The sequence below is a fragment of the Chryseobacterium populi genome (genome assembly GCF_000282115.1).
Classification (GTDB): domain Bacteria; phylum Bacteroidota; class Bacteroidia; order Flavobacteriales; family Weeksellaceae; genus Chryseobacterium; species Chryseobacterium populi.
Genome location: NZ_AKJY01000079.1, coordinates 1 through 12,653, shown reverse-complemented (window position 1 = coordinate 12,653; position 12,653 = coordinate 1). Strand labels below are relative to the sequence as shown.

Annotated in this window: 10 protein-coding genes; 5 read left to right on the top strand and 5 right to left on the bottom strand. The window is 37.2% G+C overall.

Translation table 11 applies throughout. The features are described from left to right. Nucleotides 1–2,728, bottom strand: a 2,728-nt coding sequence (gene porU, locus PMI13_RS16595; RefSeq protein WP_007845828.1) for a type IX secretion system sortase PorU, incomplete at its 3' end; no start/stop codon positions are given. Between the two features lie 164 nt (nucleotides 2,729–2,892). On the opposite strand from porU, the gene gldJ reads away from it, so the two are divergent. Both gldJ and PMI13_RS16585 read left to right on the top strand, forming a co-directional pair. Beyond that, on the top strand, nucleotides 2,893–4,494 hold the full coding sequence (gldJ, locus tag PMI13_RS16590; RefSeq protein WP_007845827.1) for a gliding motility lipoprotein GldJ: 1,602 nt from the start codon (nucleotides 2,893–2,895) through the stop codon (nucleotides 4,492–4,494). 65 nt (nucleotides 4,495–4,559) lie between these two features. After that, nucleotides 4,560–5,831 carry a UDP-N-acetylmuramoyl-tripeptide--D-alanyl-D-alanine ligase gene (locus PMI13_RS16585; RefSeq protein WP_007845826.1) on the top strand — a complete coding sequence of 424 codons (1,272 nt, stop codon included), beginning with the start codon at nucleotides 4,560–4,562 and terminating at the stop codon, nucleotides 5,829–5,831. Here PMI13_RS16585 and PMI13_RS16580 read toward each other — a convergent pair. Beyond that, nucleotides 5,824–6,435 carry an NUDIX hydrolase gene (locus PMI13_RS16580; protein ID WP_007845825.1) on the bottom strand — a complete coding sequence of 204 codons (612 nt, stop codon included), beginning with the start codon at nucleotides 6,433–6,435 and terminating at the stop codon, nucleotides 5,824–5,826. The genes PMI13_RS16585 and PMI13_RS16580 overlap by 8 nt on opposite strands. 29 nt (nucleotides 6,436–6,464) lie before the next feature. Here PMI13_RS16580 and PMI13_RS16575 point away from each other — a divergent pair, with 29 nt between their 5' ends. Next, complete coding sequence (locus PMI13_RS16575; RefSeq protein WP_007845824.1) at nucleotides 6,465–6,854, top strand: hypothetical protein; 390 nt, start codon at nucleotides 6,465–6,467, stop codon at nucleotides 6,852–6,854. Nucleotides 6,855–6,884: 30 nt separating this feature from the next. Here PMI13_RS16575 and PMI13_RS16570 read toward each other — a convergent pair whose 3' ends face one another. From PMI13_RS16570 to PMI13_RS16560, 3 genes are read right to left on the bottom strand one after another with little or no spacing between them, the layout of a single operon-like run. Next, a complete protein-coding gene (locus PMI13_RS16570) occupies nucleotides 6,885–7,934 on the bottom strand; it encodes an anhydro-N-acetylmuramic acid kinase (protein WP_007845823.1) in 1,050 nt (349 codons plus the stop codon). Between the two features lie 6 nt (nucleotides 7,935–7,940). Next, on the bottom strand, nucleotides 7,941–8,534 hold the full coding sequence (gene lptC, locus PMI13_RS16565; RefSeq protein WP_007845822.1) for an LPS export ABC transporter periplasmic protein LptC: 594 nt from the start codon (nucleotides 8,532–8,534) through the stop codon (nucleotides 7,941–7,943). Nucleotide 8,535: 1 nt separating this feature from the next. Beyond that, entirely contained in the window at nucleotides 8,536–9,813 is a 1,278-nt protein-coding gene (locus PMI13_RS16560; protein ID WP_007845821.1) for a porin family protein, read from the bottom strand. Between the two features lie 244 nt (nucleotides 9,814–10,057). On the opposite strand from PMI13_RS16560, the gene PMI13_RS16555 reads away from it, so the two are divergent. Both PMI13_RS16555 and PMI13_RS16550 read left to right on the top strand, forming a co-directional pair. Then, nucleotides 10,058–11,176: a DNA polymerase III subunit gene (locus PMI13_RS16555; RefSeq protein ID WP_007845820.1), complete on the top strand. Its 1,119-nt coding sequence runs from the start codon at nucleotides 10,058–10,060 to the stop codon at nucleotides 11,174–11,176. 171 nt (nucleotides 11,177–11,347) lie between these two features. Continuing rightward, nucleotides 11,348–12,562, top strand: a complete 1,215-nt coding sequence (locus tag PMI13_RS16550) for a tail fiber domain-containing protein (RefSeq protein WP_007845818.1) — start codon at nucleotides 11,348–11,350, stop codon at nucleotides 12,560–12,562. Nucleotides 12,563–12,653: the final 91 nt, after the last annotated feature.

The following is a 12,653-nucleotide window of genomic DNA, read 5'->3' as shown; positions in this document are numbered from 1 at the left end:
CACCAAGAAGATTTACTTTCAAATGGTTGGGATCTGCTCCCTTTTGTTTTTTAGCATTCAGGTGGGCAACTCCCAGCGTTTCAAAATCATCATTTACCAGTTTGAAAATATCTTTGGTATAAAGATCTGTGAAATCACGGCCGTATCCTACACCGATGGCACGGCTGGATGTGATCATGGCTGCAGCACCTCCCTGCTTCATTTTCAGGAAGCGTTCCCCGGCAGAGAATGTTTCAGGCTCATCCCACAAAGTGAATTCACACGTTATCGTTGACACAAACGGGAACCGGCTGTATACATTGGAGAAGTTATTGGCATTGTCAATCTCATCAAGAGTCAGTACTCTTTCCTGTGCCCATCCGCTGGTTCCCCCATGTCCGAAATAGAACAGGTACATACTGTTACCGATATCGTTGGAGATGGCCTGGTTCACCTGCGGGTATCTTTGTCCTCCTGCTGTACTCTGGGCCTGAAAAGCATCAAGGTATAATTTTCTTACGTTATATTCTTTAAGATTGGTTGAACCTGGTTGCTCAAAAATACTTGATAACGTATTGTTCATTACATCATGGAAAGGGCCGCCGCCTTCATCATCATCATCCACGACGAAATCAAGCTTCATACGCCATTCCCCGAAAGGAGACGATTGCCCCGGAAGTGCATTATAATAAGCAAGGGTTTTGTCGATCATAGCACCAGCCTCTGAAGCGTTAGCCGCAGGAATTCTTCCCACAGGTAAATCGGGAAGGTTACTGGTAATTGAAGTTACAGTCTGCTGGGGCTTGGTCATTACAATATAATCATCCGTAACGTATGACGTAATGTATTCGGAAGACTCTTCACTCTGATAACTTGAAACTACATTCGTATTGTTGGAAATCCTGTTTTTATAGTCATATGAAGTATCCCCAAGGATAAACACATATTTTAAACTCCCCAATGGAGTATTAAGTTTTGTAACAAAATCACGGATTGCTGTAAGGTCTTTACTTCCGCTGCCAAACTCATTATAAATTTTATTGGCGTCTACAATCTGTACATTGTAATTGTTTTTGGTCTGATGATAGCTGGCTAACCGCTGAGCCTGGCCCATCATTTCAGGAACAGTGATGATCAGGTAGTTTATATTCTGCAATGCGGAAAGATCCTGATTGGCAATTCTTTCTACAAACTGTGGCGAAAATGCAGCATCAGCTTTGAAAGCGACAAACTCATTATTGAAATTCTGATCAGCGGCAATATACCCGAAATTAAAGACCGTACCTCCGGTAGCTTTATTAACCCTTCTGTTGGCATTGGTAATATCCGTAACGTCCCAAACCTGTTCCATTCCGGAGGTGTTTGTAATGCTGAATCCATAAGCAGTATTGCTTCCGCTTACCAGTGAGAAATCTCTGAAACTGATTTGAGAACCATTATATTTTAGGTCTTCTTTATATTGTACTTCCACATAATCCAGATAGAAAACTCCGTTAGGGTTTGTAGTAATACTTGGTTTGTAATTAATGGAAATTTGATTACCGCTTAAATTGCTTATCGTTCCGTTATATCTGAAAGATCTGAAATCAAGATCGGAAGAGGATGAGGTCTGCGTAACGGGATTCTGGGTATTGATATCGAAACCTATGCTGTTTCCCTGGGATTTAAATCCTATTACCTGGGTGGCATATCTGATATTATCTCCGCCCTGAATAGGTGAGTTAAGAGTGAAAGTAACCGTTTTGTCAGTTGTAAACGGAGCTTCTTCCACCCAGATCCTTCCTACTTTTAATAGGTTTTTCTGGTCGTTATTAAGTACCTGGTAATTATCAAATCTTGTAATTAAGTTAGCCGGAAGGTTCGCATCTACCGGTTGAACTCTTTTTCCCTGGCCTTTATCGAAGTTGATATAGTAATAGGAAAAATCTTCGTAGATGTTTTTTAAATTTTCGGTTCTGTCATTCCGGGTATCCCTTCTTTTGAAACCGTTGCCGTTTGATTTATTATAAAGGTTGTAGCCATTGGGTCCCTGTGCATAGAACAGGGCATAATCATTATCATTCCATACACCGTCGTCTTCACCCACCACCTGAATGGCATTTTCCTGTAAGGCCCCGTATTTTACATCCTCATTGTGTTCCGGAAGCATGATACCACCGTTTCCGTAAATTCTGAAATTTTTGGGATTAACGGAGCCGGGGTTGATACCGTTATCTTTTAAAAACTGGGTCGTAATTTTGAAAATCCCTGATTTATCTACTTTAATTTTATAAAAGGCACCGGTTCCCAAAGGATTTGCGGTAGTTCCCACTTTGTAGGTACTTCCTATGCTGGTAGCAGCTGTTTCGGAAACATCAAAAGATGAAAGTCTTTGAATACGGCCTTTTACATTCTTGAACAGGGCAACATTGATGCTGGCATATTTTTCTCCTTCCAGATAATAGTACACAGCGTCTGTAATATCATAATCAGGTAAAGCGTCTTTGTTGATTTCAAATAAATCTCTATTCGAAATGGTTTCCCACACTAAATTAGAAATCTTTAACTGCTTTTCTCCTATTTTTTGTTTAGTTGTTATAAAAATGTTATTTTGGCTGAAAGAAAAACCTTCGTTTTTGAAGTTTGGAAGATTCATTTTTGTATCACCGAAGTCTTGAATTTTAGAACCATCCCATTCGATGGTTGTTTTTTGAGCGTAAATTGTTGATACAAAAGCTAATAGGAGTAAAAACGTAATTTTTTGTTTCATGTTTGTTTTTAAAATTATCTAAATTACAAAATAAACGAAAATTTTATAATTAAATTACGATACAATAAAATTAATTTGTTATCGTTTTTCAAAAAAATCAAATCTTTCTTGATTTATTGAATAATTTATTTTTTCTTTGTACTTTGAAAATATTTATATCGACTATGAAAAAACTAAAGTTGTTTTCATTAATAGCATTAAGTTCTACACTTGCATTAACCAGTTGTGGTGGATCAGGTACCAACAAAGGTGGAGGTACTAAAAAATTTATCAGTAAGACAGGTTGGAAACCGAACGAAAAACAAGGTTGGTTTTTTGCAGGAAAGCAACAAAAGCAGAAGGGGTGGCCGGGAATGGTATATGTAGAAGGTGGAACTTTTACAATGGGATTAGTGAAAGATGATGTAATGCACGATTGGAATAACTCACCTCGCAGGATGCAGGTAAGTTCGTTCTTTATCGGAGAAACAGAAATTACTAACTACGAATACCGCGAATACCTTACATGGTTGAAGTATGTATTCCCACCAAGTGATCCTAGTTTTAAGGAAATCTACAACGGTGCTTTACCGGATACCTTATTATGGGATAACAAACTATCCAGAAATGATTACAACGAGACGTACTTCCGTTCTCCTGAGTTTGATTACTATCCTGTAGTGGGAGTGTCTTGGACTCAAGCCAACAGATACTGCGAATGGTTGTCAGACAGAGCTAACGAAAAAGCGTTAATGTCTGCAGGGATTATTGCAAAGGATTTATATATTAATGAATCTAATAATCAGGGCGGAACAGCATTTAACATGGATAAATTCAAGTCGAATGATCCTGAAATGCAAGGTTATATAAATGAACAAAGAATGCAGCAGAAGACAGGTTTGAAAACGACAAACCAGAGACTTCTTGCAGCAAACAGAGCTCCAAACGCTGCGATGGTTCAGAAATTCAGACTTCCTACAGAAGTTGAATGGGAATATGCAGCTCTTGGGATGGCTAAAAACAGAGAGTATAATCAGTATTTAGGTAAAAAACCTGAAATTGAAAAACTGAGAGGTACTAAAGGTAAAGAAAGAGGAATGTTCCTTGAAAACTTTAAAATGGGTAAAGGTGACTACTCAGGTATCGCCGGCTGGAAAAATGATGGTTCTGCAAGAACTTCAGACGTAAGACAATATCCTTCCAATGACCTTGGTATCTATGGTATGTACGGAAACGTTTCTGAATGGACTGCCGACGTATACAGACCAGTTATCGATGAAGATTACAGTGATTTCAACTACTACAGAGGAAACATGCCTCAGGCTGTTGTGAAAAATGGTGACGGAACTTATAAAATGGTAGATGAAGGAAGCATTAAATATGATACTTTAGCTGACGGTAGATTGGTATATAGAAACTTGCCGGGGCAGTATGAAAGAGAAACGATTGCTGATTACAGAAATTACAGAGACGGTGACAGACAATCTTCTTTAGATTATTATAATGCACCAGATTCAGCTACTTCTTACAATATGTATAATTCTCCGAAACAAAGATTTATTGTTGACGGTTCCGGTAAAGTAAAATTGCAGAAAGACTCTAAAGAAAGAACTTCTTCTGTAACTAACGATATCAGAGTGGTAAAAGGAGGTTCTTGGCAGGATACAGCATATTGGCTGGATCCGGGACAAAGAAGATATAAAGATGAAAACAGAGCTTATGGCTGGGTAGGATTCCGTGTTGCACAGGATGCGAGAGCAAGCGATAAGAATAGAACCAGAAGATAATATTTATCAAAAAATAATTATAAAAAACCTTCCAAAATCTTGGAAGGTTTTTTTATTTTTGACCTATGAATATAGAACAGTTTTATCCTTTATTTTTGAAGTCCGGGAAAGTGACTATCGACAGCAGAAAAATAGAAAAGAATGATATTTTCTTTGCTTTCTCCGGTGAAAATTTCAATGCGGCAACATTGGCAGAAAAAGCAATTGCTGACGGAGCTTTAGCAGTAATAGTGGAACAGGAGGAATTTGAAAATAAAGAAAAAAATATTTTCTATGTTCATTCCACCTTAGATTTTTTACAAAATCTGGCTATTCATCACAGAGATATGCTGAAAATCCCTGTGATAGGGCTTACCGGGAGTAACGGAAAAACAACCACGAAAGAACTGATTCATGCTGTTCTTTCAGAAAAATATAATGTTCAGTATACCTACGGAAACCTGAACAACCATATCGGGGTACCTTTAACGATCTTATCGGTCAGGCCGGAACACGAAATCGCTGTAATAGAAATGGGCGCCAATCATCAAAAAGAAATTGAGCTTCTCTGTTCTATTTCGCGTCCGGATTATGGCTATATTACCAATTTTGGTAAGGCTCACCTGGAAGGTTTTGGTGGATTTGAAGGCGTAATAAAAGGGAAGTCTGAACTGTATGATTATCTGAAAGCTGCTCATAAAACCATATTGGTGAATGAAAATGATGAAATTCAGATAGGTAAAACTGAAAACTATAAACCTGTGATTACATTCGGAAAACCGGATTCCGATTATTATTTTGAAGCATTTTCTGAAGATCATTTTGTAGGAATATCTTATCAGAATATCCAGATTTTGTCAAAACTGACAGGGAATTATAATTTTACGAATCTTTGTGCAGCTGCGGGTTTTGGGCTTCATTTCGGAATTGATGTCAATCAGATCAGACGGGCTCTTGAAAGATATACACCTACCAACATGCGTTCCCAGGTTGTGAAAAAAGAAGGCAGGACTCTGGTTTTAGATACTTATAATGCCAATCCGAGCTCTATGACTGCTTCTCTGAATAATTTCATCACTTTTGAAGGGACTAAAACCATCATCATCGGAGATATGCTCGAACTTGGAGCGGAGAGTGAAGCTGAACATCGCAATATCCTGAAGCTGGCTCAGGACCTGGGATTTGATATGATTATTACTGTCGGTAAAAATTTTAAAAACATTAATCCATCAGCAACAGCTTTTGAAAGTACTGCAGATTTAACAGAGTACTTAAAACAGAATACGATTCAATCCGAAAATATCCTGTTAAAAGCATCCAGAGGAATTTCTTTAGAAAAAGCAATAGACTTTATTTAGTCCTGATATTCCAGAATTCCTTAATGATAAGTTTGATATTTTTGAAAGTACCTGGGAAAACCTCATCCTCTATCTGGGAAGTGTTTTTCCATGCTACTTCAGTAATTCCTTCTTCAATCTGAGGTTTTGAAGTATCTTCGCCATTGAAGTTCATTTCAAACCAATGGGTACATTTCAGGATTTTATCCCCCTTTCTCTCCACATAAATATGATAGGTGGTATTGATGAATTGTAACAGTTCTACATCTTTTAAGCCTGTTTCTTCCTCAATTTCCCTTACAGCAGACTCTTCCCTGGATTCTCCTTTTTCCATTTTCCCTTTCGGGAGATCCCATTTTCCCAATCTTTTGATAAAAAGAATTTCCTTTTTATTGTTGTTTACAACGCCACCTGCAGCTTCTATGATCCTGAAAAGGCTTTGAAATTCTTTCCAAATTCCATCAATATCATCTCCGAATACATTCAGCTCTTTTACAGATGTATTTTCCAGAAGATCCAATGCAATTTCTAAAGTTGTGACGTTTTCATACCCAATGTTTTTTTCAAGATTTTCGGGCTGTTTAGACAACAATAATTTTTTTTCGTTCACAAAAACTTTATACATTTGTAAGAATTTAAATACAAAAATAAAAAATGAATTTAGAAGGACGAAAGATTATTGTCAATAAATCATCTAAAGAGTTATCGGAGCTGCTAAAATCACCTGAAAACTATAAACAATTTATGCCGGACGGTCTTCAGAAATTTGAAACCAGAGAAGACGGATTCAAATTCGGGTTACAGGGAATGCCGGAAATTGCGTTGAAAATAGATGAAGTTACAGACCAAAAAGCTGTTTTAAAATCAGCGAGCTCAAGTCTGGATTTTTCATTAACAGCAGCTTTAAATCCTGTCAGCGAAAATCAAACTGAGGTTCAGATGCTTTTCGAAGGTAAATTTAACCCGTTTATAAAAATGATGGTTGAAAAGCCGCTGCAGAATTTTATCAATACCTTAACGGATAAAATAGAAACTTATAAATAAAAGCGGAGCCTTCAGATCCTGAAGGTTTTTTTATGCCATAATCCCGGAGCTGTGATCATGAGAACTTCCCGTGGTAGAGGCAAGCACATTGATTTCGTTGTTGAGCCTTAAAACACCCATGAAAGCAAAAATAAGTGCTTCTTTGTATTCTATGATCTCTTTTTCAGGAATAATGATTTCGGCTTTTGTTCTGCCTTTTATCTTTTCAATGAGAAATGTATTATAGGTTCCGCCTCCCGTAAAAAGAATGTTTTCAATGCCGCTTTCATTGATGATCTGGGAAATTTGCAGGGCAATATGTTCTGTAAAGGTTGCCAGTACATCTATCGTATCAACATCATTACTATTAAGCAAAGGAGAAATATTTTTATGACACCATTCAATTCCTAATGATTTTGGATGGGATTGCCGGTAAAAAGAAAGACTGTTAAGGCTGTTGAGCAGATCCTGATTTACTTTTCCTGTTTTGGCTAAAGATCCGTTTTCATCATAGCTCTTATTGAACTTTTGGACTAATTGATTGAGTATAATATTTACCGGTGCAATATCAAAAGCAATTCTTTTATGACCGGATCTCAATGAAATATTTGAAAATCCGCCTAAATTAAGGCAGGCATCATATTGAGAAAAAAGAAGCTCATCCCCGATAGGAACCAGAGGAGCACCGTTTCCACCCATCAGGACATCCTGGGTTCTGAAATCGTAAATCACAGGCAAACCGGTTTCCAGCTTAATAGCCCTTCCGTCCCCAATCTGCAGGGTGAATTTTCTTTGAGGCTGATGAAAAACCGTATGGCCGTGGGAAGCGATAAGATCTATGTTTTTTATCTGGTGTTTAAGGATAAATTCATTGACTGATTTTCCTAAATAAAAACCATATTCGGCGTTGAGCTCTAATAATTCTTCAGCAGACAAATTGATTGAATTTCTCAACCGGTTTTCCCAGTCTTTAGGATAAGAAACAGTTTCTGCTTTAAGAATCTGAAAGTTCCAGCTGTCGTGTTTTTCAAATTTCACAAAGCAAATATCTAATCCGTCTAAGCTGGTTCCGGACATCAACCCGATAGCGTGTAGAATCATTAAAGATTATTTTTTAGATTCGGATAGTTGTTTCGTTGTGAAATCCCCGGAATTGTTGAAGAAGGTATATTCAGAGAAATCATCTTTTGCAGTCATCCCGTTGGCCCCCACCAGTGTGGAACCGTCTTCCATGGTTACATACACTGTATCTTTTGTATAAATACGGTTTTTTCTCTGATCCCAGTAAATGCTCTGCATGGCAAATTTTTGCCCTTCATTGGTGGTGATCCTTACATCACCTTTAGCCTCATAGAATTTTTTATATTCAAAAATCCGGGCATATTTTGCGGTGATCTTTCCTGGTACTTTAGGCTTCTTCTTGTCGAAAAATTCAATATTGATCCCTTTTCTGGCTACTACATACGGGCTGTCGATCAGTTCGTATTTTTCAATAATAGGAGCAAGGGCTTTTAAAGTTACAAACCCCGAATCTCTCTGAACGATCTTGGCATTATTGATAATCTGTGAGGGAAAATTTTTACTTTGATTGCCATTTCGTTTGGTAAGGTCTTCTTCACAGGAGGTCAGTACAAAAAATATAGCACAACTAAAAAGGCATGCTATATATTTTTTGTATGATATGTTTTTGATCAGTTTCATTCTAGTTGTAAAGATTCTTTCTGAACCATTTATCTGCAAAATTAAATCCTACCCTGAAGTTGATGAAATTCTGATTGATAAGGTTGTCTTTTAAAGTTCCTCGTTTACCTACTTCAAGACCTAGCTCAAGACCACTCATCCTTGTGATGCTGCTGGTTTTGAATGGAAGCATTACCCCTGCGGAAACTCCGAATTTATTAATGCTGTTACTTCCTATTTTAAGACTTCCTCTTTCATAAAATGCACCATATCTGTAGATCACCCTTGAGAAATAATTTCTGAAGTTGTTATAGTTCGGCAGATACCAGCCTCCGGCAGAAATTCTGTATGAATCCTGGAAGTCAAAGCTTTTTCCGAAATAAGAAATATTTTCTCCTTTTTTGTAATCCAGCTGGGCAGACATGAACCATTGGTTTTCACTTCCATACCCTACACCCAGGGATGCCTGTAATGGTAAAAGATTTTTTGAACTTGTACTTTTTTGCTCAATAATGCTTTCATAAGCTTTGGTGTCAACTGCTGAATAGAAATAGGTGCTGTTCACATATTCAGTGGTCATATTACTTGTATTACCAAATGTAGCAGTAGCCCCAACAGTAAGTTTCTTATCAGTACGGGTATTTAAATGCTGGTAGCTTGTTCCTAAAGTAAAATTGAAGTTTCTAATGCTGTTTTTGGTTTCATAACCGTTGATCAGCTCCGTGTTGGAAACTGTAAATTCGTTAAGATCGGAAAGTTTCCCGAAATAATAGTTGGCTCTTAAACCTAACGCAAATTCTGAATTTAATTTATAGGACAACGCAATCTGTGCCGTATTCAAAGTACCGCTTCCTTTAAAACGGTTAGCATAAATAGTTCCGTCTTTCAAAGTTTCCGTATTAATGATTTCGTAACTTTTAGAACTATATGGCTGATAAGAAAGTCCCATTTTGATCTTCGAAGAGATGGGGAAGGCCAATGATATATTGGATAAATACGTAGAATGCTTAGTAGACTTCGTATCGTTATAATTCGTTTTAAAGTAATTGTTTTCGTTACTGGCTTCAAGCTTTATGCTGGTAAGTTCGAAATTACTGTTGTTTGCCGGGTTGGCAAAATTGAAATTGCTCGTGAAATCACTTATATAGGCTGTTGAAATACCACCCATCGAGGCTGTTTCAATCGTATTATCATATTTTACATCTCCGATTCCGTAAGTTGCATATGGTGAATTGCTCAAACTCTGCGCATTAAGGAAATACCCAACTGAAATGAATGATACTACAAGAATTTTTTTCATTCTACATTTTTAAAATAATGCGCAAATATCTTAAATATTAATGAATTGTAAAAATTTCCTGAGGTTAAAGTTTGTTAAGGGGGTTAAAAGTGAATTGTAAATGATGAATTGTCAATAATAAATTAATTTTTCTTGTGGTGGTCAATATAATCTTCAGCAATATATATTTATTTATACAAGTATTTCTAAAACTTAATTTTGCAGAACTTTTAAAATTGCACTAAAGATTTTTTATCTTTGAAGCATGAATTGGGAGAACATTGCCGGACAGGACAATCTTAAAAAACTTCTTAAAGACAGTATCGCTGAAAACAGAGTAAGCCATGCCCAGCTTTTCATCGGAAAAGAAGGTTATGGAACATTTCCGCTGGCCCTGGCCTATGCCAGAGAAATCCTGTACAGGGAAAATGAGCATGCCGCTTCTAAGGTTGAACATTTGAACCATCTGGACCTGCATTTCAGTTTTCCAGTTTATACCGACAATAAAAATTCATTAAGTAAAAATAAATTCGAGGAATTCAGGGAAATGGTAATGGCTTCTCCTTATGCGAGCTATGATGACTGGGCTGCATTTCTGGATTCGGAAAACAAGCAGCTGTTTATCTCTGCAGATGAAGTAGACGACCAAAACCAGAAATTTGCCCTCAAAAGCTTTGAAGGAGGTACCAAGATTCTGATTGTCTGGAGAGCAGATAAGATGAATATAGCAGCATCCAATAAATTCCTTAAATTTCTTGAAGAGCCACCTGCGAAAACCATTATCCTTCTTACTGCAGAAAACATCAATGATATTCTACCGACCATTCTTTCCAGAACACAGGTGGTAGAAGTTCCGAGAATTAACGATAATGATTTGGAAAATTATCTTAAAAATAATTTTTCGGCTTCAGATGAGAAAGTAAAAGAAGTGGTTCATGAAGCTCAGGGAAACCTCAACGATGCCATAAAGCTATTGGAATCCGGGAATAAAAATGAAGAATTTGAAAAACTGTTTATCCAGTGGGTGCGTGACGCATTCCAGGTAAAAAAGAAGCCGGAATTCCTTAAAAATATTATTTTCTGGGCAAGAGAGATTGCCGGGTGGAACAGGGAAAAGCAGAAAAACTTTTTAAATTATTGTTCTGAAATATTCAGGCTGGCCCTGCTTCAGAATTATCAGTCCCAGGATCTTGTGTATAAAAAGATTGATGCCAATGGTTTCAACTGGACGGGCTTTTCTAAATTTATCAGTGGTGCCAATATTGAAAGCATTTTGGAGGAAATAAGCACCGCAGACCTGCATCTGACACGGAACGGGAATCCAAAGATCATCTGGACCGATTTAGGAATTAAGCTTTCAAGGTATATCCACAAATCAGCATAATCCGATTCCTGATTTACTGTCAGTTTTTTTTTGATTAATCACACTTATTTGAAAACAGCGACACTTATTAGATAACGATTGACACTTACTTTTTTAAGAAGATAAAAATTTTCATTTCGTAGTAAATTTATTGACCAATGGGTTAAATTCCAATCAATAAAAATAAATACTATGAAAAAAATCACAACTTCTTTATGCTTGCTTCTTTTTGGAGTAACTTTTTCTGTTTCAGCACAAAATGTATGGACAGGAACTACTACACCCACTACTACCACAGGAAGTGTGGGTATTGGGAATACTGCACCTACCACACGCCTGGATATCAATTCAGGCCCCGGGATTTCCGCTCTGAAGATAAATCACGGGTACACCATGTTTTCCGGAACTAATGTTGCCAACATCATAGAAGTTTATAATCGGGTAACGAACATCATTCCTCCCGTAGATCCGGTCCTGATCAACTGGTTAAGTACCGGTGGAGTTTTTGGGCTGAGAACTTTGTCCAATTCCCTCAATGAAAACCGTATCGTGTATAATGACAATTTGGGAAATGTAAAATCTTCAGGCATTGTTCTTTATTCAAGCCCGAGTTTTGGTAACGGAACAGTGATGAATTCTATCCAGGGTGTTGCCTATTTAAATTTTTTGAATGGTGGCAACGGCTCTGCTACAGGTGGTGTTACGGTTTTAGGGAACGGAAATAATGAATTATATGTATCAGGGCGGTTTCAGGCAGCGCTTGAAGCAAGAGCCCAATCATTTATCTCGACTTCTGACAGAAGGTTAAAAGATAATATAAGACCTTTAAAAGGCCTTTCTCCTAATCTGCTCAATATTGAATCTTATTCTTATACATTCAAGAAAAAAGAGGGGGAAAACAGAACGGAAGATAAATTACACTTCGGATTTATTGCCCAGGAAGTGGAAAAGCAATTTCCCAACCTCGTAAGTATTGATGAAAAGGGAAACTATGCCCTTAACTACGTCGAATTTATTCCGTTGTTACTGAATGAGCTTAAGGAACAGAAATCTGAAATTAATGACTTAAAAAGTAAAATGGAAGCGCTGGAAGAAAAAATAAATGCACTTTCAGGGAATAAAGTTTCAAATCCGGAAAATCAGACAGTTTCTTCAACGGTTTTTTTAGAACAAAATGCACCGAATCCATTCAACCGGGAAACTGTAATTAAGTTTAATGCAGGAGAAGGAAATGCATCGATAGGTATTTATGACCTTAGCGGAAGACAAATGCAGATGATTCCCGTTAAAAAAGGAGAGACACAAATCTCTGTTTCCGCACGCACATTATCGCCCGGGACCTATCTTTACAATCTTGTGGTAAACGGAAAACCTGTAGCCTCTAAAAAAATGATCGTAACCAATTAGTAACAGAATTTGTTTGGCTCAACATATTTATATTAAGAAAGAGGCTGTCTCAAAAGGGGCAGTCTTTTTTCTGTCTCAAAATTTGTAGTTT